Origin of the sequence: Sorangium sp. So ce448 (assembly GCF_051520915.1) — a bacterium.
GTDB classification, from domain to species: domain Bacteria; phylum Myxococcota_A; class Polyangia; order Polyangiales; family Polyangiaceae; genus Sorangium; species Sorangium cellulosum_B.
Genome location: NZ_CP150343.1, coordinates 9,894,882 through 9,917,900 on the forward strand (window position 1 = coordinate 9,894,882; position 23,019 = coordinate 9,917,900).

Sequence of the window (23,019 nt, forward strand, 5' to 3'; positions counted from 1 at the left end):
GGGGCAACGCGCTATCACGCGCCGCCCCGGCCGCTCCTCACCGCGGGCGCGCGCCGAGGGGCGCGCCGCGGCTCCCCACCCGCTGCAGGGCGTAGGCGATGCCGCTCTGGAGCGTCCCCTGCGTGACCACCGCGCCGAGGTCGATCTGCAGGCGGATGAGCGTCTGGGCGACGTCGGGGCGGATGCCCGTGATCACCGCCTGCGCCCCGAGCAGCCGGAGGGCGAGGGCGGCGTTCATCAGGGTGCTCGCGACGTCGCCGTCGACCGTCCTCACGCCGGTGATATCGATGATCACGACCTCGGCGCCGCTCGATTCGACCCCCTGGAGCGCCGTGCTCAACACCTGCTCCGCCCGCTGCCGGTCCATCATCCCGATGAGGGGCATGACCATGATCCGGTCGGTGATCGGGATGATGGGCGTGGAGAGCTCCGCCAGGCGGGCGCTCTGCACGCGGATGATCTCCTCCTGGAGCTCGGCGCGCGCGTGCTCGCTCCGCTCGCGCGCCGAGAACTCGACCCTGAGCTGCTCCTCGGCGAGGCGCAGCGACTCCGTGCGCCTGTGCAGGTTCGCGTAGAGCACGGCGTTCTCCACCGCGGTCGCCGCCTGCGCCAAAAGGAGCTTCGAGAGCTCCAGTCGGGCCGGCGTGAACACGTTGGTCGCCGTGTTGTTCTCCAGATAAAGAACGCCGTTCGTGCGCCCCTGGTGCACCATCGCCAGGCAGAGGATCGATCTCGGGTTGTGCGCGGCGACGTACGCATCCGCGGCGAAGCGTGGCTCGTGGCTCGCGTCGGCGAGGACCACCGGCTGCATCGTCCTCGCGACGTACTGCACGATCGAGGCGGGGACCTCGTCGCTGCCCTCGACGGGGAGCAGCAGGCCGACCCTCACAGCGTTCGGATCCACGGTGATCGACGCCTCGATCATCAGCTGATGATCGCGCTCCAGGACGAGGACCCCCTTCTTCGCGCCGGCGTTCTGGATCGCGATGTCGAGCAGCCGGCTGACCACGCTCTCGAGGACGACCTCGCCGGCGATGGCCTGAGCGGATCGGATGACCGCCTCGACGTCGAGCACGCTGGTGCTGAGCCTCGTCGTCGAGGTGGTCTGGACCGCGGCCCGGGCGTGCTCCAGCATGCCAGGCGGCGCCGACGTGAGCGCGATCTTCTGCACGAGCTGCGGCACCTCGGCCGCCAGTCGGTCCGCCTTGGCGGTCGCCCCCCACTGCATGTAGCCGTGGTGGGCGTCGGTCATGTGGGCGCGCGCGCTCCGGGTGAGGCCGTTCGCATGGTGGAACTTCCCGGCGAGCTCGCTCGCCATCGCCTGGTCGCGCGTGAACCCGGCCTCCTCGGCGCCCTCGATCGCCCTGTCATAGAGCTGCGCCACCGCGTGCCGGTCGCCGCCCGAAATGCGCGCGATCTCCGCCTCGGCGAGGAGATGTTTGTGCGCGTAGCTCCGGGGGCAGAGCTCGGCCCAGCGGGCGAGCTTCTCCCGGTGCGCCGACAGCGCCGCCACGAACCGCTCCTTCTCGGAGGCCGGCGCGCCGTCGCACGAGGCGGCGAGGATCAGGCACGAATAGAAGACGAGCTCCGTCGCCCAGAAGTTGTTCACGCAGCCGGCGGTCATCTTCTCCGCGGCGGCCATGAGCGCGCGCGCGGCGCCGTGGTCGCCGTGGAGATAGGCCAGCTGGACCTTTTGCGTGTGGTACCAGGCGGCCACATAGGTGAGCTCCGGGACCGAGATCATGCTGGCGAAGGCGGCCTCGTCGAAGGTGCCGTCGCTCAGGGTGTGCGCCCCGGCGGTGCCGCCCGTGAGGTTCGCGACGACCTGCCTTGCGCACGTGAGGATGAGCGTCGTGAGCTTGTCGTTCGTCTTCCGCATGAGCGCGAGATCCTGCTCGATCTCGCCGGCCACCACGCCGAGATCGTCGCCGAGGCTCAGGCTCGCCGAGATCATGTGAATGCAGCAGTACGACGCGTACGCCAGATCTCCCGACTCGAGGCCTGCCTGCCGGGAGCGGGCCAGGAGCTTCACGGTGTCCCGGAGCGGCTCGAAGAAATGGAGAATGCACGCGAAGGTCAGGAGGAGCATGCACGTGATGCGCTGGTTGGGGATCCGCTCGTTCAGCTCGATACCGACCCTGGCGAACTGGTAAGCTTCCTTGTACCGGTCGTCGGTGGTCCTCGGCTCGAAGACGCCGTCGATCAGGAGCGCCGCATAGAGCACGCACGCGTACGCCGTTGTGCTCGAGGTGCCGCACTCCACCGCGAGGTTGATCTGCATGATGAGCGTGAGCGGACCGAGCACCGGCAGCCCGAGCGCGGAGGCGGGCTGCGTCATGTCGGCGAGGAGACGGAGGATGGCCTGCTTCTCTGGATCGGAGACGGTGGGCAGCCCCAAAAGAGCGGAGATCGGGCGGCTCGCGAGGTGGGCCTGCATCGCCTCGAGCTCTCTGCCGAGCAGCGCGCGCTGCTCCTCGGCCGCCGCGGGGATGTCGACCCCGAGCAGCGCGAGGGCCTCGAGGCCGCACCGCACGACCGCGGAGAGGTCGCCGCGCATCAGGTGGAACGACATGCGCAGGTTGCGGACCTGCGCGCCGTCCAGCGGGGATCTCGCGCGCTCGAGGAGCGCGTCGAACAGCCGCTCGCCCGCGTCGAACTGGCCTGTCAGGCAAAGGCACTCCGCGAGCCCTGTGGTCAGCGCGAAGGTGAGCTCGTGCCGCTCGTCCCAGCGCCTCGGGCCGAGCGCGCTCGTGCCGGCCTCGAAGTAGCTCGCGGCCGCCTCGTACGCCGCGCCTGCCTTCGCCCTCCTGCCCGCCTCGAGGTTCAGGCGCGCCAGCGCGACGCGCTCTTCCGGATCGGTGATCCGCGGCATGCCGAGGTTCATGTGGGTCGCGACCTCGAAGACCTCACCCTCCATGCCGCCGGGGTCGCTGTCCGCGAGCATGAGCCGCCCGATCTGGAGGTGGATCTCCTGCTTGCGGGGCTCGTCGAGGAGCCGGTAGGCCGCTTGCTGGACCCGGTCGTGCAAGAACCGGTAGGCGGCGTCGAGCGCGAGCTCCGGCTCGTCCGCCTCGCCGGTCATCGCGCCGCTCAGGGCCGCGTCGAAGAACCTGGAGTCCGCGCCGACAGCGAGGATCAGCCCCTCGCGGAGCGCCGCCGACAGCTCGCCTGCCACCTCGCGGCGCGGCCTGTCAGCCACCCTCGCCAGCGTCTTCAGGTCGAAGCGATAGCCGATGCACGCGGCGAGCATGAGGGTGCGCTGCGCGCGTCCATCGAGCTCCAGGAGCCTGCCCGCCATGAAGTCGACGACGTTGTCCGTGACCTTCATCTGCTGGATGCGCGGCAGATCCCAGGTCCATTCGCGCCGGGCCGGATCGAAGGAGACGAGCTTCTCGGCGTGCAGCGCCCTCATGAACTGGTTCATGAAGAACGGGTTGCCGTGGGTCTTGCTCATCACATGACGCGCGAGCGGCTCGGCCCGCTCGGGGTCGCAGGAGAGCGTGTCGGCGAGGAGCCGCGTCACGACGGGGAGCTCGAGCGGCTTGAGGTCGATGTCGCCGACGGCGACCCCGGCCTTGCGCAGCTCCCCCAGGGTGATCGAAAACAGGTGGCTCTCGTCGACCTCGTTGTGGCGGTACGCGCCGATCACAAGGAAATGCTTGATCTCCGGCTCGGTCAGGAGCTGCTCGAGGAGCTTGAGCGAGGCCGGATCCGCCCATTGCAGGTCATCGAGGAAGACGACGAGGGGGTGCTCCTGGGCGGGAATGGCGCTGCAGAACTTCCGGAACGCGAGGTGGAAGCGGGCCTGCGCCTCGGTCGGTCCGAGCGGCTCGACGCCGGGCTGGGGGCCGAGGAGGAGCTCGAGCTCGGGGATGAGGTCGACGAGGTGCTGGCCGTTCTGCCCGACGGCGTTCGCGATTCGCTCCTTCCACAGCGCGAGCGCCTCCGCGGGCTCGGTCAAGAGGGCCCGGACGAGCTCCCGGAAGACATGCGCCACGGCCGCGTAGGGGACGGTCCGGTTGATCTGGTCGAACTTGCCAGCGACGATGTACCCCTTGCCCTGCGCGATCGATTTCTGGATCTCGCCGACGAGGAGCGACTTGCCGATACCGGCGTGGCCGGACACGAGGAGCAGCTGGCTCGCGCCCTGGCTGACGCGCCGCCACGCGCCTTCGAGGACCGCGAGCTCCGCCTCGCGGCCGTAAGCCTTCTGCGGGATCCGGAGCGCGTCCACGTAATCGTGGCGCCCGAGCGCGAACGGCTCGATCGCCGACGCCGCCTCGAGCTGCGCGAGGCACTCGGCGAGATCCATCCGGAGCCCGTAGGCGCCCTGGTACCGATCATCGGGGCTCTTCGCCAGGAGCTTCATGATGATGTCAGAGACGGAGCGCGGTACGTCGGGCGAGACCCGCGCCGGCGGCGGCGGGAGCCTGGCGATGTGGCAGTGCACGAGCTCCAGGAGGTCCTTCGTCGGGAAAGGGAGCTTGCCCGTCACCATCTCGTACAGCGTGACCCCCAGGGAGTAGAGGTCCGTGCGCAGGTCGATAACGCGGTTCATCCGCCCGGTCTGCTCCGGGGACATATACGCGAGGGTGCCCTCGAAGGCGGCGGGGCTCCTCGGCCGCTGTGCCTCCTGGGAGAGGCGGGTGGCGCTGCCGAAGTCCATGATCTTGGCGTTCCACGTGGACGGCTCGACGATGATGTTCTGCGGCTTGATGTCCATGTGAACCGCGCCGCCCCGATGAATGGATTCGAGCGTGCTCGCGATGGATATCGCGATCCGGAGCGCGTCTTTGAGCGTGAGGGAGCGCGCCGTGATGAGCTCATGGAGCGTGCAGCCCCCGGCGTCTTCCATGATGAGCGCCAGGCTCGCCCCGATCTTCACGATGCCCAGGACGTGAACCACGCCGGGCAGCGCGAGCTCCTTGGCGATGGCGTACTCGTAGCGAAGCCTCGCGATCTCGGCCGGCGCCGGGCGCTCGTTCCTGAGGCGCTTGACCGCGACAGGGGCCCGGTCCTCGTTGCGGTATCCTCGGTATACGGTCGACGCAGCGGATTCGTGGATGAGGCCTGTCAGGGTGTACCCGGGGATACCGATCATGGACTACTTGTAGAGCGCTTCTGTGCGCTGCATCAAGCGGTCCGCACGGCCATTCGAGGGAAATCCGCCCCGGCGCCGCGGTGCTCTCCAACCCGGGTGCAGCCGGTCCACAATGTGCGGGCATGAAGTCGATCTTGGAGCGCGCTGGGCCCAGCGTGCGCGGCGAACGGATCCGAGCAGGCGGCGTCGATCCTCACCTCGCCCCGCCATGGATTCGCCCGGCCAGGGTCGCCACGTGCGCCACCAGATCCGGTGGCTTCACCGGCTTGGCCAGGTGCATCTGGTATCCGGCCATGAGCGCCCGCGCGCGATCCTCGGCGCGCGCAAACGCGGTCAACGCCAGCGCCGGCACGCTCCCCCCACGCTCTTCCGGCAACTGCCGCACCTTCTGGATCAGCTCATACCCGCCCTCGTGCGGCATACCGATGTCGCTCACCAGGACCGTCGGTTGGTCCCGCTCCAGCTCCGCCAGCGCCTCCACGACCGAGCCCGCTGTCCGCACCTCCGCCTGACACTCCGCCAGTATCCGGAGGAGCAGCTCTCGCGTGTCCGGCTCGTCGTCCACCACCAGCACCCGCACCCCCTTCAGGCTCAAGAGCTCCCCGGCGCGGTGCCATGACGGGCGGCGCTGCGGCGTCGGCGGCGGCTCTCCTCCGGCCAGCGCCTCGGCGTGCTTGGCCGAGAGCGGCAGCTTCACCGTGAAGCTCGCCCCCTGATCCTTCCCCGCGCTCGTCGCCTCCACCGTCCCCCCGTGCAGCCCCACCAGGTGCCGCACGATCGAGAGACCCAGACCCAGCCCGCCGTACTCGCGCGTGGTCGAGGCGTCCGCTTGCCGGAATTGCTCGAATACGTACGGCAAGAACTCCGGCGCGATGCCGATGCCCGTGTCGCTCACCGCGAGGCGCGCGTACGTCCCCTCGCGGCGCAGCGATACCTTCACCTGCCCGCCTTGCCGCGTGAACTTCATCGCGTTGCTGACCAGATTCCACACGATCTGCTGGAGGCGATTCGGGTCCCCCATGACCTGTTCCCCGGCCGACTCGACGGTGAGCTCCAGGCGGATCCCCTTCGCCTTCGCCGCCGGCTCCGCCGATTCCAGCAGCGTTTCGAGCATCTCGGTCAGATCGACCACCTCCACGTCGAGGCTCAGCCGCCCGCCGATGATGCGCGACATGTCCAGGAGATCGTCGACGAGCTTGGATTGCGCCCGCGCGTTCCGCTCGATCGTCCCGAGCGCCCGGCCCAGGATCTCGTCCGACGGACCGCGCATGCGGAGCAGCTGCGACCAGCCGAGGATCGCGGTGAGCGGCGTCCGCAGCTCGTGGCTCAAGAGCGCCAGGAACTCATCCTTCAGCCGCCCGGTGCGCTCGAGCTCCGCCCGCGCCGCCTGCTCGCGAGAGAGGAGCAGCTCCCGCTCCGCCTCGATCCGCTTTCGATCGCTGATGTCCGTGGAGATCCCGCAAACCGCATACGCCCGGCCCGACTCGTCGAAGAGCGGACACTTGATCGCGATGTACGTGTGGAGCCCATCGTCGTGGGGCACGATCTCCTCCACCTCCAGCGGCCCCCCGGCCTCCACCACCTGCCGGTCGAAAGCGCGAAGCGCGTCGGCGCACTCCGCGGGGAACAGGTCATGATCGGTCTTGCCGGCGATCGACCGCGTGGTCACATGGAACAGCTCTTCGTAGCGGCGGTTGACCATCAAATACCGTCCTTCGAGGTCCTTGACGAAGATGACCGCCGTGGAGTTGTCGATGATGGCCTGAAGCAGGTGCTGGCTCTCGCGCAAAGCGAGCTCCGCGCGCCGGCGCTCGGCGTTCTCCGCCTCGAGGGCGGCGTTCGAGCTCGCCAGCTCGGCCGTGCGCTCTCGCACCCGCTGTTCGAGCTCCTGGTGGGCACGCAGGAGCTGCGCGTTCTTCGCCTCGAGCTCCTTCTGCACCTCGCGCAAGCTCAGGTGCGTCCTGATCCGCGCGAGCACCTCTTCAATCTCGAACGGCTTGGTGATGTAATCGACGCCCCCCGCCTCGAACCCCACGAGCTTGTCCGCCACTTCTCCGAGGCAGGTCATGAAGATCACCGGGATGTCTCGGGTGCCCTCGGCCGCCTTCAGTCGCCGGCAGGTCTCGAACCCGTCGATCCCGGGCATCACCACGTCCAGCAGGATCAGGTCGGGTCTCATGAGGCTGGCCCGCTTCAGGGCCGCCTCCGCGTCCTCGGCGGCGAGCGCCTGGTGACCCGCGGACTCCAGATGATCCACGAGCACGGCCAGGTTGGCGGGCATGTCGTCCACGATGAGGATCGTGGCCTCACGAGCGCCGGGCGCCGAAGATCTGCTCATGATCGCTGACCGTCGGCCACCACCTGGCCTACCGCGGCGTGCTCCTCGACGAACTCCTGCAGCTTGCGCATCTGGTACGTCCGCGCCAGCGTCTGGAGCTGATCGAGCCAGGGGCCGAGTCGCGGCTCATTTTGCTGCATCCGCTCCGCCTCCGCCAGCACCTTCCGGATACGGCCCGACGCCACCAGCCGCGACAGCAGCGAGAGCTGTTCGGCCGAGGGCGGCACCGGCACGTCATCCCCCTTCACCGCCGTGGGGGCCGTGTCATTCACCGGTTCATGCGTCCATTCCACGCGCAGGAAACGCGCGATCCTCTCGAAGAGCAGGCTGGCATGCACCGGCTTCGGCAAGAAATCGTCCCAGCCGGCGTGGGCCCCCTTCGGCTGTTCGGCGGCGGTGACGTTCGCCGACGAGGCCAGGATCACCACCCCGTCGAGCTCGGGCATCCGCCGAAGGCGGCGCGTGGTCTCAAAGCCGTCCAGGCCCGGCATGGCCAGGTCCATCAAGATCAGCGCCGGCCTGTGCTCCAGGGCCAGCCGCAGCGCGGATTCGCCGCCGTCGGCCTCGACGAGGTCGAAGCCGATGGGGACCAGCAGATCGCAGAACAGAGCGCGGTTGCCGGGGTTGTCGTCCACGACGAGGATCGTGCGGCGCTCGCCGCGATACCCGGTGATCGTGGCCCACGCCGGGGCCTCGTCGGCGGCCGCGGAGGAGAGCGCCTCGGCGAGCGTGAGCGTCACGGTGAACGCGCTGCCTTTGCCGAGCTCGCTCTCGACATGGATGGTCCCGCCCAGCTGCTCGATGATCCTCTTGGTGATGGTGAGGCCGAGCCCCGTGCCCTCGCTCTTCACCCTCTGGTCTCCCACCTGCTCGAAGGGCTCGAAGATGCGCGCGAGGTGCTCGGGGGCGATGCCGGTGCCCGTGTCCTCGATCCGGAAGCGCACGTCGCGCTGCCCATCTCCGCCGTCGTCCAGCACGTCGACGAGCAGCGTGACCGCGCCGCGCTCGGTGAACTTGATGGCGTTGCCGAGCAGGTTCAGGAGCACCTGCGTCAAGCGCTTCTCGTCCGCGTGCACGGCGGCGAGCGCCGGGCCCCGCACCTCGTGGGTGAAGGCGATGCCCCTCTGCTCGGCGCGCACGCCGCAGAGATCCACAACGTTGTGCACGAAGGAGGGAAAGTCGAACCTCCGGGGGACGAGCTCCATCTTGCCGGCCTCGATCTTCGCCAGGTCCAAAAGGTCGTTGAGCAACGCCAGCAGGTGCTCGCCCGATTTCTTCACGATCTGCACCCCTTCACGGCTCTTCGGCGAGAGCTCGGGCGCTCGCATGAGGAACTGAGCGTAGCCCAGGATGCCATTGAGGGGCGTGCGCAGCTCATGGCTCATGCTGGAGAGGAAATCGCTCTTCGCTCGATTGGCGCGGTCGGCCGCCTCCTTGGCGAGCCGCAGCTCCGCCGTCCGCTCCTGGATCTTGACCTCCTGGTCCCGGTACAGCACGGCGTTCTCGACGGCGATCGCCGCCTGCGAGGCGAGCACCGACAGGAGCTCCACGCGCGCCGGAGGGAACGCCGACGGCACGTCGCGGTGCTCCAGGTACAGCACGCCCACCACGTGGCCCCGATGCGTCAAGGGCAGCGCCAGCAGCGAGAGCACCGCGTGCAATGCCAGGTACGGGTCGCCGGCGAAGCGCGCATCGGACCTCGCGTCGCCCGTCACCACCGGCTCGCCCGTGCGGGCCGCATATTGCACAACCGCCACCGGCACGTCGTGGCTCTGCCCGAGAGGCTCCGACAGGCCCGCCTCGATGCGGGTCCCCTCCACCCATAAACGAGCGACGACCGAGAGCGCCTCCCCTTCGCTGAGCACCAGGGCGCCGCGCTGCGCCCCCGCGTTCTCCAGCGTGAGCTCCATCAGCCGGCCCACGACGCGCCCCGGGTCGAGCTCACCCGCGAGCGCCTGCGCCGCGCGCACCGCGGTCTTCACGTCGAAATGCGCGCCCGTGGACCCGCCCGTGGTCGTGGTGGTCGCCGTCACGGTCGTTCGGTCGGAGGCCGACTCGTGCATGGACGCCTTGAGCACGGCGGGATACCTCGCGTTCAGATGGGCGACCACCGCGTCGGCACCCCAGCGCGCGTAGGCGTCGCGCGCCTCGCGCAGGTACATCACCCCGACATGGCTCTTGCCCGCCTCCAGCCGAGACTCGGCGGCGAGCTGGGCTGCCAGGGCCTCGATGTGCAGGAAGCGGTGCTCGCGGGCCAGCTCGATGGCCTCGTCGTATCTGGCCGCTGCCTCCTCGGGCTTGCCGAGGACGCGGGCGTACTCCGCCTCGCCGAGGCGCAGCTTGTGGAGGAAATTGGCCTCGCAGCCCTCGGTGAAGTAGCGCAATCGCGCGAGGCTGTGCTCGATGTGCTGCCGCAGCCGCGCCCGCTCCTCGCTCGTGATGGCGTCAGGCCAGCGCTTCGCCGCCGCGAGCGCGAGAAAGAGCGCGATGTCCGTCACCATCGGGATCCCGAGGAGGTCCGCCTGGAACTGCTCCGCCTCCTGCATCCTCGACAGCGCCCGCTCCCACTTGCCGACGGCGCAGAACAGATACCCTTCCAGGGTACGCGCGAACCCTCCGGTGTACCTGTCCCCGTCGGCGAGGAGGGAGCGAGAACCTCGCGGCAACGGCTCCTCCTCCAAAAGGCGCCTGGCGCCGTCAGGAGACATCAAGACCTCGCAAAAGGACGCGACAAGCTCGAAATGGTGTCTCCCGACGGCGTCCCCTGCGCGCTGCACCAGCTCCCAGCGCGCCTTATGCTGCGCATCGACCTGGCCGAGCGGCAGGCCGCGCCACAGCCGGTAATAGAGCAAGTCGCACAGGAGCCCCCAGCTCGTGCCTTGAAACGACCCGATCTTCAGGCCGGCCGCGATGGCTTGCTCGTACACGGGGGACGCTTCATCGATGGGCCTCGAGTGGCCCATGTAGATCCCCTTGAGCGCGAGGCACTCGGGGAGCATCGGGGAGCCCAGGCGCTCCGCGGCGCGCACCCCGGGCGTGAGCCAGCGCATGGTGCGGCGGTACATGCCCGTCGCGACCGACCACGCGTTGGCGAAGCTGCAGATCATGAGGGTGGCGGCGGGCGTGAGCGCGTCCCGCCGTATCGCCTCGGACACGATGCGGGCGATGACGAGCGAATACAGCATCGGCCGGCCGCCGTAGATCGCGCAGAGCTGCGCCTGCGTCATCAGGGCATCGATGAGCCGGTGCTCCAGCGACGGATCGACCTGCATTCGATCGAACCCGTCGGGCTCGTGATCGAGCCATTGATCCAGCGCGGTGGACTCTCGCAGGAGCGCGACCTGGCACGCCTCATCCGTGTCGGGGAACGTGATGCCCTGCTTCGCGAGGGCGGCCATCCCGAGCCCGATTCCCCGCGTGTACTGGCCCGTGGCGACGCAGCAGCGCGTGCGGATCTCCTGCGCCGAGAGCCAGGCGACCTCCGGCAGAGGCCTGTCCAGCAAGGCGAGCGCCCGCGCCTCGACGTCGTCGAACTCGCGCAGCAGATAGGCGGCCTCCAGGCGCTCGAGCCCGATCTCCACCGACAGCGCGCGCTCCTGCTCCCAGGCCCGCTCGCCGAGGAGCGCCTGGGCGCTGTCCAGCAGGTGGGTCATCAACCGGTACGAGCTCGCCGCCATCGCGGCGCGCGCGGCCTCCAGGTTCAGCCGCGCGAGCTCCTTGCGCTCCTCCACGGACTCGAGCCGCGCCGCGCCCAGGTTCAGGTGGCGCACGAGCTCCAGGAATTGCTGGACCGTCCCCCCCTCGGCGCGATGACGCGCCTGGAGCCGGCGGCCGATCTCGAGGTGCGCGAGCACCCGCTGCTCCGGCGAGATCCGCTCATAACTCGCCTGCTGCACGCGGTCGTGCAGGAACCGGTACGCCGCATCCATCGCCGCCGCGCCGATGACCCCGAGCGCCTGCGCGGGGCGGTAGGCCCCATCGACCGGCACCACGAGCTCGGCGTCCAGCGCCGGCCATAACGCCCCTGTCACGCGGGCGCGCTCCCACCCGCTGAGCCGCTCCAGGTCCTGCAGGTGGAACGTGTGGCCTGCGCAGGCCGCGAGCCCCAGGAGCTGCTGCGTCGGCTCGGGCATCTCACGCACCTTGTCCGTCAGGAGCGCCACCACGTTGTCGGTGACGCCCGCCTTCTCCAGCGACGATTGCTCCCACCGCCACGCCCCGGTCTCCGGGTCCCGCACCACCTGCTTCTGCCGGTGCAGGGAGAGCAGCAGCTGCTCCAGGAAGAAGGGGTTTCCGCGGGTCTTGCGCGAGAGCACGCGCGCCAGCGGCTCCACCCGCGCGGGCTCGCTCTCCAGCGTCCGCGAGCACCACTTTTGCACCTGCTCTGCCGACAGCGGGCCCACCGTCATCCGCGAGACGTTCGCCTCGCTCTTTTCCACCGCCTCCACGAGCTTCCACAGCGGGTGCTCGCGCGGCGTCTCGTTGTCGCGGTACGCCGCGATCACCAGCAGCGATTTGCGCTCCACGTCCGTCAGCAAGGTCTGCAGGATGATCAGCGTGGCGCTGTCGGCCCATTGCATGTCGTCCAGGAACATCACGAGCGGCGGGTTCGGCGCCGTGACGGCTCGCACGAAATTCAGCCACGTGAGCTTCTGCCGGTTGAGCACCTGCTCGCCCTCCACCGGCGGCACCGGCGGCAGCTTGCCCATGACCAGATCGAGCTCCGGCACCACGTCCGCGATGAGCCGCGCGTTGTCCCCGACCTCGCGCCGGATCCTCTCCTGCCAGGCCTCGAGCACCGCCTCCGAGCTGGAGAGCCACTGGCGCATCAGCGCCCCGAACGCTTGCGCCAGCGCCGCGTAAGGCGTCGACCGCGCGAGCTGATCGTGCTTTCCCGCGATCAGGAGCCCGCGCCCCGCCTGGGCGATATCCCTGTAGACGGTGCGCACCAGCGCCGTCTTGCCGATGCCCGAGGGGCCGCCGACGAGCAGGAGCTCCGTCATGCCCTGCGCGGCGCGCGCAAAGGACTCGCCCACCCGCTCGACGTCGCGCTCCCGCCCGACCAGCACCTGCGGCAACCGGAGCTTGCGCGAGAAGTCCTTTCTTCCCAGGCCGAACGGCGCGACCGTGCTCCGCTCGTCCCATTGACGGAGGGCCTCTTCCAGATCCTCGGCCGCGCCGCGGGCCGTCTGGTAGCGCCGCTCGGGATCCTTGGCCAGGAGCTTCGCAATGATGGCTGCCACGGCGCTCGGCACCTCCGGGGCGACGGCGTCGAGCGGAGGCGGGTCCTTGGCCAGGTGCGCGTGCACAAGCGAGAGCGGATCGCGCTCCGTGAACGGCAGCCGCCCCGACATCACCTCGAAGAGCGTCACCCCCAGCGAGTACAGGTCCGTGCGCGTATCGAGCGCGCGCGCCGTGCGCCCCGTCTGCTCCGGGGAAATATAGACAAGCGTCCCCTCCAGCGCCTCCGGAATGCTCGCCTCGGTCGCCTCCTGGGACAGCAGCGAGGCGATGCCGAAGTCGAGCAGCGTGACCCTCTCGCACGCCTCGTCCACCAGCACGTTTTGCGGCTTGATGTCCTTGTGCATCACGCCGGCGGCGTGCACCCCCTCGAGCACCCGTGACAGGAGCCGGCCGAGCCGCAGCGCCGCCCCGACCGGCACGCGCCCCTGCTTGGCGAGCAGGCGATCGAGCGAGCCGAGGCCAGGATCCTCCAGCACGAGCGCCGCGGAGCCGCCCCGCTGCTCCAGCGCCCGTGCGCGCGCCACCCCGGGCACCTCGGCGAGCTGCATGAGCACCTGGTGCTCGTGGATCAGCCGCCCCATCACGCGCGGACTGGCCACCTCGGCCACCGGGATCTTGATCGCCACGCGCGCGCCCGAGGGGACATGGACCGCGCGCCATACCCGTGTCTCGTTGCCGTCGTAGATTACCTTGTTCAGCGTGTAATCCCGCAGCTCCATCATTGCCCCCCTCGCATCCTTCAGGGGCGCTGCTGTCGGAGCCTCATCGTAGTGTCGAGCAGGACGGAATGCGACCAGCGATCCTCCGTCTCGGGATTTTTTCGGGCGACCTCTGCTGCGCGACAAGGCCGTGGTCGTCCCCGGGCCGGGTTATGGCGAGCGACGATCGCGCACGCAGGCGGGCTGTGGCGTGAAGGCGGCGGCTCAGCTCGCCTCGTCGATCCATGTCCGGAAATCGTCCACTACCTCGCTCGTGATCCGCCGCCCACAGTTGTCGAGGCGGCTCCCGAATTTACAGTGGATCGCCACCGCGACGTGCTGGTGATTGCCAACGTTGGTCCAGACCGGACTACCGCTCTGCCCCGGCGATGTGTCGAATTCGTAAGACACGACGGGGCTCAGGCCCAGCGTGACCGATGACAAGCTTTGCCGGCACATCCGTCCCCCATCCAACGCTGTTACCTCCGACTCAACGCTATAGGGGTATCCAGCCAGCGTGGCGGGAACCTCAACGAGGGGCAGCGTCGCCGCCGGCTCGCAGGGGAACGCCCCCAGGTTGGCGCCGAGATCCGAGGAGAGCAAGATAGCGCCGTAGTCGCAGGGCATCGCATCGAAGTGTCCGAGGAGCCCCGCGTGCACCCGGAACGGGTTGTCGCTCTCGATGTAGGTGACGATCTCGTAGCCGTGGGGGCGAGGATTCGCCGCAGCAGCATTCATGGCCGGGATCACCTCGACGGACACTGGCCACCCATTGTTGGACGGGTTCGCGTTGAAGTAGTTGAGATTGTAGACGCAATGGCCCGCCGTGATCACGACGCGTGGATGAATGAAGAAGCCGGTTCCGCCTATGGGCTCGGCCCCCGGAGAAGGCGTGATCATCAGCGCACAGATCGCGCTGTAAGGAAATGTGCTTAGATCCTGCGCATCCACGAACGTTCGAGTATCGAATCCGATCGGCTGCGCGACGGCGGGCATCCTCTCGGAATCACGCGATTTCTTCCGGAGCACCTCGAGCTCCGGGCTGCTTCTGGTCTGGTGGTTGCGTCCCATGATGAGCACCATCCTTCATCGATGAGCGGGTTGTGTGGGAGCGGCGCCCCGCTCGTCGCGCCTCCCGTAGCGCGGCGGTCAGCGGGCACGCTCAGGCTCTTGCCCGACCGCGTCTGGCCGGCCCTCAGCCGTTGCCATGCTCCACGGCGGCTTCCGCTTTCCGGATGGTCGTCGCTGCGGCGATCGTCGAGCAAACGGGCCAACAGTCATCGGCTCCACGCTCGGCTCTTTACGAACCTGTGCTGGCAAGACAAGCCCGGCAACAGACAGGCTCATGTGCGTTTGTGAGTCGAGCGACTCTCCAGGGCTCCTCTCACGGGTCGGCCTCGTCCTCTGCTCGTCTGATTGCCTCGCGGCGAAACGTGCCCCGGCGCGCCGCGCTCTGGGCGGCCTCGTGCGGCACAGGCGGCCACGCCGAGCGCGCGGCCCGGCGCTCGCCTGGAACGGCCGGCGCTCCGACCGAGGCGAAGCCATCGAGCGACGGCGCTGAACGTTCGGATGACATGTCGTATCGGCTAGCGCCGCGAGGCGCACGACATCAAAGTTAGCCGGCGTTGCGTGCGGGCTGCGTGGGCGGCGCGCCGAGAGAGCGCCACGCCGGCTGGAACGGGACGGCTCGGACCCCCTCCGCTGCCCGAGCACGCCTGCGCCGTTCGCATCATCCGGCGGCACGAAGGGAGACACGATGCGCATCGAAGGGGTCTTTTCAGCAGGGGTCGGTCCTGGAGGTGTGGAGTCAACGGACCTGGAGCGACGCTTTCCGAAGATCACCTCCCGCCTCTTGAAGGTCGAGCCTGGCGTGTACGACAGGAAGATCGCCGAGGCACTCGCGTTCACATCGACGTGGACGTATTCGGACGTGACCACGTTCGCGAGCGTGATGGTGCGCCATGGACTGCTGGGCTGCGACGCGGCGGCCCTGACCCTCGCCAACGATGTGCTCCTCGTGAACACCGCGGCGGTCGTCGTCCAGAGCTCCGACAAGAACGTCGTGATTCTCTCCTTCCGAGGGACGGAGCCGCGCAACGCCATCAACTGGCTGTCAGACGCGAGCGCCAGGATGGAGCCTTTCCCCTCCGCGGGGCGCGTCCACGGCGGCTTCTACCGGGCGGTCCGCGCGATGTGGGAACCCCTGAAGGATCTGCTGAGAGGGCTCTACGTACAGCAGGATCTCTGCAAGCGATTGACGTCGCTGGAGAACCAGTGGGTGAGCACGTGCCCAGCCAAGGACTCCCCGGGCACCGCCGGGGCGCCGTGCGCCTCCGAGGAGGGCGAGCGTGGCGCGGTGACCGGCCGCGAGAACGCCACAGCGCCCACGCGCCCGCCCGAGCTGTCGGCCCTCTACATCACCGGCCACAGCCTGGGCGGCGCCATGGCGGTCATCGCGGCAGCGCTCATCGAGTCGGACCATGAGCTCACAGGCCTCCGGGACAAGCTGCGCGGCGTCTATACGTTCGGGCAGCCGATGGTCGGCGACAGGACGTTCGCAGAGGAGCACAAGAACACGATCGGACGGAAGCTGTTCCGTCATGTCTACGCGCACGACATCGTGCCGCGCATGCCGCCACTCACGGTCGGCTGCTACGAGCACTTCGGACGGCAATACAACTCGACGGATCACGGCTGGGTCTACGAGCCGAAGAACGCGCGGAAGGCTATCACGATCGGGCTGAGCAACGCCCTCGGCGTCATGGCGTGGGTCTCGCAGCAGATATCGCCCATCAGCTGGCTGCGCCTGCCCTTCTCCTGGGGAGACCACATGCCGATCAACTACATGCGCGTCTCGATGATGGCCGCGCCAGGCGCCGAGCTCGACTGAGGCACGACCACCGGCACGCCGCCTCAGCGCCCGGGCCCATGCGGCGCAAACCTGCCGCGGGGCCCTGGACGTCGGGAGCTCGCGCCGTCGACCCGTCGCCTCAAACTGCTGTCCTCGCCTCGAGCGCGTAAGTAAAAAAAGCCGGCTCGCCGAGCGCGGTGAGGAAGCGGGGAATGCCGGAAAAACCGGCCGTATTGACGCCTCCTCAGCGTGCGTTCGCGCGCGCCTTCCACTTCACCGAGCCGGCGATCTGCCTCGTGGTGACGTTGACCCGATTGAAGAGGTTGGTCAGCGCGATGTGAAGCGTCGGCGCTGCGAGCGCCGGCCCGTCGTGATGCCTCGCGGCCTCCTCCCAGACGTGATCGGGCACCGGATCCGCGCGATCGCCGGGCCTCGCGACCATCTCGATCTCCACGGCGGGGTGGCGCTGCGTGAACGCCGCCGCCACGCCGGCGAGGAACGATTCGCCGAACAGGAGCGGCGTTGCCACCCGCAGCACGCCGCGTGGGGAGGACTCGAGGTCCTTCACCGCGGCGTTGGCCTCTTCCATCTCGGACAGGATGCGCGCGCAGCGCTCGTGATACGCGGCGCCGGCGCTCGTCGGTCGCACCACGCGCGTCGTGCGCTCGGTGAGCCTCACGCCGAGCGACGCTTCCAGGCGAGCCACACGCTCGCTGACCGTCGATCGCGGAAGCCGCAGCGCCTTCGCCGCCGCGCTGAAGCTCGCGAGCTGCACCACCTCCACGAACGTCGCCATCGCGTCGAAATCGAACATTGTGCAGCCTGGTCGAACAGGCCATTCGCCAGGCCGCTACCTGGTCAAGCGCAGCGGGAGAAGCTACCGTCGTTCCTGACACTGCCACGACTGGCAGCGAAGACCTGGAGAACTCCGAGCTCGGCCGAGAGATTCTCTACCAGCGATTGCCATTCACGAGGTACCGCGATGCAAGACGAAATGCAGGTTGAGGAGTGGGGACAGCTATTCGTTACGCGCAAGTGCTGCGGCGCCGGCACGTGCCGGAACTTCGCGCCGGAGCTCCTCGGCGAGGTGGTGCCGGCCATCGACCTCCGGGGAGGCCGCCGCCTCTCGGTGCTGCCGGGCTCCCACGAGGAGGGCGCCTTCACGGGTGTGCTGCGGCAGCCGCGGAGCAAGGAAGAACTGATGGCGGCGCGGACGGCGGTCGCGGCGTGCCCGTTCGGCGCCATCACGCTCAAGCCGGGCGCGGCGCCGGTTCGCCGGGGCGATCTTGGATCACCCTGGCGCGGCTTTCCGCGGCCCATCGAGGATCATGTCTGGGTCATCGGACAGCCATCCGTCAAGAACTTCGGCGCCCTGTCCTATTTCATCGAGCGCGACGGAGGCGGGGTGCTGATCGATCCCCCGAAGCCGAGCGAGGAGGTCTTCCGCTGGCTCGCGGAGCACGGCGGCGTGCGATGGCTCTTTCTGACGCACAAGGACCACACGAACCACCACGCCGAGTTCGCCAGCCGCTTCCCGGGTTGCCGCCGCATCCTCGGCGCCGCGGACGTGAACCTCCGTGAGACCAAGTACATGCCCTCGACCGGCGACGTGGAGATCAAGCTCGGGAACGAGCTCGGCCCGCTCTCGCTCGAGGGGGAGCCGCTCTCGAGAGAGGCGGCCAGAGAGGCCGAGTTCCTGCTATTGCCGCAGCCCGGGCACACGCCGGGGTCGTCATGCCTCCTCTATCGAGGCCGCTTCCTGTTCACCGGCGATCACCTGAGCTACTCGCGCTTCCTGGGTCAGCTCGTGGCGCACCGACTGCAATGCTGGGAGGACTGGGAGCGCCAGATCCGCTCGGTGCGGTATCTGCTCGCCGCGGCGGAGGCCGGCTGGCTGAGGTTCGCGTGGGTGTTGCCGGGTCACGGGGAATGGGCCCGCCTGCCGGGCGAGGGGAGCGCGGCCGAGACGGCCGCCGAGCTCCGCCGCGTCATCACGTCGATGGAGCAGAAGCCGAAGGGGCATACCCCGCTGGGCCGCTGGATCATGTACGTTCAGAGCCGGATGGCGCCCGAGAAGCCGCTCGGGCGCGCCATGCGCGCGGTCGGCGGCGGGAGCGACGCCTGGGTATTGCCGCGCGGCTCGCGGAGCTCGCTCACCGATTTCGATCCCGACAAGACGGGGGCCGCCCTGCGCGGGCTCTATCTCCTCGGCGCCGCCGCGCTCCTGGCCGCCGCCGGGACCGCATGGCTCACCGCGCGCCGGGACATGAGCGCCCCTTCTGGTCGCTCCTAGGACGCCAATCCCACGGCTTCTCCCCGTCAGCGGTTGTCCGCGCGCGTATCCAGCTTCATCGAGCCGGCGATCTGCCTCGTTGTCACGTTGAACCGATTGAAGAGGTTGACCAGCCCGATGTGCAGGGTCAGCGCCGCGAGCGCCGGCTCGTCGTAATGCCGCGCGGCCTCCTCCCAGACGGCGTCGGGCACCGGATCCGCGCGGTCGCTGAGCCTCGTCGCGGCCTCGGCGAGCGCCAGCGCGGCGCGCTCGGCGTCGGTGAAATAGGGCGCCTCGCGCCACGCCGCCACGGCGAACATGCGCTCGTCGGTCTCGCCCGCCTTCTTCATCTCGCGCGCGCCGATGTCGACGCAGAAGCCGCACCCGTTGACCTGGCTCACCCGCAGGTGGACGAGCTCGAGCGTCCGCGCCGGCACGCCGCTCTTCTTCACCGCGCCGATCAGGGCGTAGATCGGCTGCATGACGTCGGGGATGACCATCGCGGGGTTCTTCATCCGTGCTTTCAGCATGTTCGTGCTCCTCTCGAGGCGTTCGGGTGTGCTCGCCAACGGTGACGGGGCGCGGAACGTCCGTTCGCGTCGTCACATCGGCTAGGGTTCGTCCGTCACAGCCATGACGAAGCACGACGAGGGAGTGTGACCGATGGATGAAAATAGTTGGCTGGCGGAGCGGTTCGAGGCCCACCGGGCCCATCTGCAGGCCGTGGCGTACCGGATGCTCGGCTCCCTGAGCGAGGCGGAGGACGCCGTGCAGGAGTCCTGGCTCCACCTGAGCCGCGCCGACACGAGCGGCGTCGAGAACCTGGGCGGGTGGCTGACGACGGTCGTGGCGCGGGTGTGCCTCGACATGCTGCGCTCGCGCAAGGCGCGGCGCGAGGACCCGATGGCCGCGCCCGACCCCGCCGCGGACCGCGAGGCCGGGACCGACCCCGAGCGAGAGGCGGTGCTGGCCGACTCGGTCGGCCTCGCGCTGCTCGTGGTGCTCGACACGCTGACCCCCGCCGAGCGCCTCGCCTTCGTGCTGCACGACCTGTTCGCGGTGCCCTTCGAGGAGATCGCCGCCATCGTGGGCCGCTCCCCGGCCGCGGCGAGGCAGCTCGCGAGCCGCGCCCGCCGCCGCGTGCAGGGCGCGCCCCCGTCCCCGGACGCCGACGTCGGCCGCCAGCGCGAGGTCGTCGACGCCTTCATCGCGGCCATGCGCGGCGGCGACTTCGACGCGCTCGTGGCGATCCTCGATCCGGACGTCGTGGTCCACTCCGACGCCACGGTCGAACCCCCGGCCGGGGGCGAGATCCGCGGGGCGCGCGCCTGGGCCAAGCAGGCGATCCCCGCCGCGCGCGGCGCCAAATTCGCCCGCCCCGCCCTCGTGGACGGCACGGCGGGCATCGTCGTGGCCCCGAAAGGAAGGCTCTTCCGGGTGTTCCGCTTCACCCTCGCGCAGGGGAAAATCGCCCGGATCGACGTCGTGGGCGACCGCGAGCAGCTCCGCGATCTCGACCTGTTGGTTCTGGACGGCGGACCGCAGCTGGAGATCTAGACAACCCGCGCCGGGGCGCCGGCGGGGCCGCGCTCGCCTTGCTCGGCCTCATGGCCCTCCGGCGCCGTCGCCCGGCGCGCGGCGGACCTGCTCTGCGCTGCGTCCCGGCGCCGCGTGGACCCGAGCCCGTCTCTCGCGGCGGTCATTCACCGCCTCATCCACTCAGTACGGTGTTCCGTCCTTGTGCGTGTAGACGTACTTGCCGCCCACCTTGCGGACGGCGAGGTCCTCGTCGGGATACTCGGCGCTGTCCTCGGGATCGCGGTTGCTGATCTCGAGGTAACGCGCCGGCGCGGCGCTGCGGTTGACGAAGTGATGCCCGTTGCGCGCGCCGGCCGGAAAACCCGCGCACTGACCCGCCGTGAGCACCTGCTCGCCGTCGTCCGTGCGCAGCACCACCTCGCCCTCCAGCACGAAGACGAGCTCGTCCTCGTGAGAGTGGTAGTGCCGCAGCGCCGACTCCTTGCCCGGGAAGAGCGTGGTGAGGTTGACGCCGATCTTCGTCAGGCCGAGCGCGTCCCCGAGCGCGCGCTTCTCGCGCGGCGTGACGCGCGCGCGAAGAGAGTCGGGGTACGTCGAGCCGGTGCGGGGCTCGAGATCGCTGGGGTTCAGGGCAGGGCGTTCGAGGGGCATGATCATCTCCGAGCAAAGCGGCTGCGCTCAGCGGCCGCGCGGTGTGGGCCTGAGCGTGGAGGCGAGCGTCGCCGGGCTCAAGGGGATCGCGGGAGCTCCCGACCAGCCCCCCTCCCCGATCCTCTCGCCGAGGGAGCGGGAGGAGGCTCCCGGGAGCGCAGTCACACCGGTCGGGCGAGCGCGGCGCGCGCGGCCAACAAGGCGGCGCGGCGCTCGGGATATTGAAGCAGAACGCGGTCGCGGACGCGGGTGAGCACCTCGGCGGGCGCGGTCTCGGGGGAGCCCGCGTCGAAGGGAGGCTGCGGATCGTATTCGATGCTGAGCTGGATGGCACGAGCGACGTCCGCGCCGGCGATCTCCGCCACCAGGGTGAGCGCGAAGTCGATGCCGGCGGTGACGCCGCCGCCCGTGATCACGTTGCCGTCGCGCACGACGCGCGCCGCTTCGGTCTGGATGCCGAGCTCGGCGAGCAGCGGACGGAACGCCCAGTGGCAGGCGGCGCGTTTGCCCTCGAGCAGGCCCGCGGCGGCGAGCAGCAACGAGCCCGTGCACACCGAGGTCACGTAGCGCGCTCCGCGACCGAGGCGCTGGACATGCGCGACGAGCTCCCGATCACCGAGGGCCTCCGTGAGGCCGTGGCCCCCGGGCACGCAGATCGCGTCGGCTTCGGTGATGTCGGACAGGCGGGCGAGCCCGGCGAAGGTGAGGCCGCTGTCGGCGGTCAGCGAGCCGCCCTCGCGGGAGGCCACCACGAGGCGCGCGCCGGGCAGGCGCTGCAACACCTCGAACGGGCCCGTGAAATCGAGCTGCGTGAGCCGGGGGAACAGGATGAAGACGATCGTGAACGGCCTTTCCATGGCGCGCCTCTCTGCCGGAGTTGACCGAACCCTCCCACGAGGGCACCTTGGCAGAAAGGACAAATAGTCCTCCTTTCCTGCCAAGCCCATGCCCCACGCGATCAGCGTCGTCGTCTGTCCGGGGTTTCAGCGACCGATTACGTGATGAGCGGGCCTCGACACCACGCGGCGCGGCCGACCGACGTCACATTCATGCCGATCGCCTTGGCAATGCTGAGATAAAGGTCGTTGTGATTGCGGCCGCCGGCGTCGAGCAGGCGCCCGGTCTTCCAGGCACCTCCACAGCTGCCGGCGACAACGAAGGGCGCGTGTTGGGGCGGGTGGTCGGTCTCGGCGAAGTTCTGGGCGGCGCCCAGCTGGCTGCTGCCGTTCTGGGTGGAAAGAACCGCCGCGGTGTTGTCGAGCAGCGAGAACTCGCCGTCGGAGAAGCTCTTCAACTTCTCGATGAAATAGCGGAACTCTCCCGCGAAATAGGCCTGGAGCCGGATGAGCTGCTGTCCCGGAGCGCCGTCCGGATCGCCGTGGGAGAGGGAGTGCCAGGCTGGAATATCGATGTCGCCGAACTTGACGGCTTCGTTGTTCTCGCCGCCGCCCCACATCATGGTGGCCACGCGAGTGACGTTGCAGGCGAAAGCCATCGCCATGAGGTCGAGGTACAGCCGGCTGTGCTCCGGCATGTCGTTCATCATGGTGTTCTTGCTGAGCAGCGGCGACGCGGGCTTCGTGCACGAGTTCGAAGGCGACTCCGTGGGGATGCTGCTGCCGACATCGCGTTCGAGCGTGCGCAGCGACTCGAGGTAGAAGTCCATCTTGGTGGCTTCCTCCGGCCCGAGCCGCCCGCGAAACGTCCGGACATCGTCCTTGATGAAGTCGAGCACGCTCTGACGGCGGAGCAGCGCCTGCTCGGCGGCGCTCGGCGTGTTCATGCCGCTGCCCGACGAGGGAGCGCCCCCGCTGATGCGGTCGGCGATGCGCTGGTACGCAGCCAGCGGGTTCGTCACGCTGGGGACGAACCTGCCGTCGACCTGAGACAGTCCGGGGATGACGCCGCCGTCGCCGGACGTCTGTCCGACCGCCATCTCCAGCGACGCCAGCGGGGTCGTGTCCTTCAGGAACTTGGCGAACTCCTGATCGATGCTGGTCTTCGCGCCGAGGCCGAACACCGAGAACGACGCCGAGCGGTGCGCGTTACCGGGGTCGCGTGCGAGCGTCAGGTTCTTGAACACCAGGAGGTCGCCGCGCACCGCTTCGAGCGGCGCCATGTGCGGCTTGAGCACGAAGCTGGTTTCGCCCCCGGTCGGCTCCGATTGATAGTGAGAGCCATTCGCGTAGCCGAACATGGCGACGCGGGTGATTCGCGGAACGGTCTGGGCGTAGAGGTTGTCGGCCAGCCCGGAACAGAAAATCGTTCCGTAGCCGAGGCCACGAAGCATCGCACGCCGGGAAAATTTTACGTTGCGCATGGCGG

13 protein-coding genes are annotated in these 23,019 nt (G+C 69.2%); 3 read left to right on the plus strand and 10 right to left on the minus strand.

Translation table 11 applies throughout. The features are described from left to right. Positions 1–37 precede the first annotated feature (37 nt). The 4 genes from WMF45_RS37390 to WMF45_RS37405 all read right to left on the minus strand — a co-directional run bounded on the left by WMF45_RS37390 (position 38) and on the right by WMF45_RS37405 (position 14,464). Positions 38–5,101, minus strand: a complete 5,064-nt coding sequence (locus WMF45_RS37390; RefSeq protein WP_437710586.1) for a protein kinase domain-containing protein — start codon at positions 5,099–5,101, stop codon at positions 38–40. A 193-nt stretch (positions 5,102–5,294) separates the two neighbouring features. Next, the gene (locus WMF45_RS37395) at positions 5,295–7,439 is read right to left on the minus strand and encodes a response regulator (RefSeq protein ID WP_437710588.1); all 2,145 of its coding nucleotides are present in this window, start codon (positions 7,437–7,439) and stop codon (positions 5,295–5,297) included. Further along, entirely contained in the window at positions 7,436–13,405 is a 5,970-nt protein-coding gene (locus WMF45_RS37400; protein WP_437710590.1) for an AAA family ATPase, read from the minus strand. The genes WMF45_RS37395 and WMF45_RS37400 overlap by 4 nt, the downstream gene beginning before the upstream one ends. A gap of 201 nt (positions 13,406–13,606) precedes the next feature. Then, positions 13,607–14,464, minus strand: coding sequence for a trypsin-like serine peptidase (locus tag WMF45_RS37405; RefSeq protein ID WP_437710591.1), 858 nt, complete (start codon positions 14,462–14,464; stop codon positions 13,607–13,609). Between the two features lie 673 nt (positions 14,465–15,137). On the opposite strand from WMF45_RS37405, the gene WMF45_RS37410 reads away from it, so the two are divergent. Continuing rightward, on the plus strand, positions 15,138–16,271 hold the full coding sequence (locus tag WMF45_RS37410; RefSeq protein WP_437710593.1) for a lipase family protein: 1,134 nt from the start codon (positions 15,138–15,140) through the stop codon (positions 16,269–16,271). Between the two features lie 205 nt (positions 16,272–16,476). On the opposite strand, the gene WMF45_RS37415 is transcribed toward WMF45_RS37410, so the two are convergent. Then, the gene (locus tag WMF45_RS37415; RefSeq protein ID WP_437710595.1) at positions 16,477–17,046 is read right to left on the minus strand and encodes a LysR family transcriptional regulator; all 570 of its coding nucleotides are present in this window, start codon (positions 17,044–17,046) and stop codon (positions 16,477–16,479) included. A 168-nt stretch (positions 17,047–17,214) separates the two neighbouring features. On the opposite strand from WMF45_RS37415, the gene WMF45_RS37420 reads away from it, so the two are divergent. Next, positions 17,215–18,525 (plus strand): MBL fold metallo-hydrolase, encoded by a 1,311-nt coding sequence (locus WMF45_RS37420; protein ID WP_437710597.1) that lies wholly within the window; start codon positions 17,215–17,217, stop codon positions 18,523–18,525. A 26-nt stretch (positions 18,526–18,551) separates the two neighbouring features. Here the strand turns inward: WMF45_RS37420 and WMF45_RS37425 are convergent, their stop codons facing one another. After that, positions 18,552–19,031: a carboxymuconolactone decarboxylase family protein gene (locus WMF45_RS37425; RefSeq protein ID WP_437719618.1), complete on the minus strand. Its 480-nt coding sequence runs from the start codon at positions 19,029–19,031 to the stop codon at positions 18,552–18,554. A 136-nt stretch (positions 19,032–19,167) separates the two neighbouring features. On the opposite strand from WMF45_RS37425, the gene WMF45_RS37430 reads away from it, so the two are divergent. Further along, the gene (locus WMF45_RS37430) at positions 19,168–20,061 is read left to right on the plus strand and encodes a sigma-70 family RNA polymerase sigma factor (protein WP_437710599.1); all 894 of its coding nucleotides are present in this window, start codon (positions 19,168–19,170) and stop codon (positions 20,059–20,061) included. Here the strand turns inward: WMF45_RS37430 and WMF45_RS37435 are convergent. The 4 genes from WMF45_RS37435 to WMF45_RS37450 all read right to left on the minus strand — a co-directional run bounded on the left by WMF45_RS37435 (position 20,058) and on the right by WMF45_RS37450 (position 23,014). Then, positions 20,058–20,207 carry a hypothetical protein gene (locus WMF45_RS37435; protein WP_437710600.1) on the minus strand — a complete coding sequence of 50 codons (150 nt, stop codon included), beginning with the start codon at positions 20,205–20,207 and terminating at the stop codon, positions 20,058–20,060. The two genes, WMF45_RS37430 and WMF45_RS37435, sit on opposite strands and share 4 nt — an antisense overlap. Positions 20,208–20,223: 16 nt before the next feature. Next, positions 20,224–20,694: a cupin domain-containing protein gene (locus WMF45_RS37440; RefSeq protein ID WP_437710602.1), complete on the minus strand. Its 471-nt coding sequence runs from the start codon at positions 20,692–20,694 to the stop codon at positions 20,224–20,226. 161 nt (positions 20,695–20,855) lie between these two features. After that, entirely contained in the window at positions 20,856–21,551 is a 696-nt protein-coding gene (locus tag WMF45_RS37445) for a DJ-1/PfpI family protein (protein WP_437710604.1), read from the minus strand. 137 nt (positions 21,552–21,688) lie between these two features. Continuing rightward, positions 21,689–23,014 (minus strand): DUF1552 domain-containing protein, encoded by a 1,326-nt coding sequence (locus WMF45_RS37450; RefSeq protein WP_437710606.1) that lies wholly within the window; start codon positions 23,012–23,014, stop codon positions 21,689–21,691. Between the last annotated feature and the right edge of the window lie 5 nt (positions 23,015–23,019).

What these genes read in the sequence shown, in the direction of transcription:
- WMF45_RS37395 (WP_437710588.1), bottom strand. Translation starts at nt 7,439, where the DNA reads ATGAGCAGATCTTCGGCGCCCGGCGCTCGTGAGGCCACGATCCTCATC.
- WMF45_RS37430 (WP_437710599.1), top strand. Translation starts at nt 19,168, where the DNA reads ATGGATGAAAATAGTTGGCTGGCGGAGCGGTTCGAGGCCCACCGGGCC.
- WMF45_RS37405 (WP_437710591.1), bottom strand. Translation starts at nt 14,464, where the DNA reads ATGGTGCTCATCATGGGACGCAACCACCAGACCAGAAGCAGCCCGGAG.
- WMF45_RS37415 (WP_437710595.1), bottom strand. Translation starts at nt 17,046, where the DNA reads ATGTTCGATTTCGACGCGATGGCGACGTTCGTGGAGGTGGTGCAGCTC.
- WMF45_RS37445 (WP_437710604.1), bottom strand. Translation starts at nt 21,551, where the DNA reads ATGGAAAGGCCGTTCACGATCGTCTTCATCCTGTTCCCCCGGCTCACG.
- WMF45_RS37420 (WP_437710597.1), top strand. Translation starts at nt 17,215, where the DNA reads ATGCAAGACGAAATGCAGGTTGAGGAGTGGGGACAGCTATTCGTTACG.
- WMF45_RS37450 (WP_437710606.1), bottom strand. Translation starts at nt 23,014, where the DNA reads ATGCGCAACGTAAAATTTTCCCGGCGTGCGATGCTTCGTGGCCTCGGC.
- WMF45_RS37390 (WP_437710586.1), bottom strand. Translation starts at nt 5,101, where the DNA reads ATGATCGGTATCCCCGGGTACACCCTGACAGGCCTCATCCACGAATCC.
- WMF45_RS37410 (WP_437710593.1), top strand. Translation starts at nt 15,138, where the DNA reads ATGCGCATCGAAGGGGTCTTTTCAGCAGGGGTCGGTCCTGGAGGTGTG.
- WMF45_RS37440 (WP_437710602.1), bottom strand. Translation starts at nt 20,694, where the DNA reads ATGCCCCTCGAACGCCCTGCCCTGAACCCCAGCGATCTCGAGCCCCGC.
- WMF45_RS37435 (WP_437710600.1), bottom strand. Translation starts at nt 20,207, where the DNA reads ATGACCGCCGCGAGAGACGGGCTCGGGTCCACGCGGCGCCGGGACGCA.
- WMF45_RS37400 (WP_437710590.1), bottom strand. Translation starts at nt 13,405, where the DNA reads ATGATGGAGCTGCGGGATTACACGCTGAACAAGGTAATCTACGACGGC.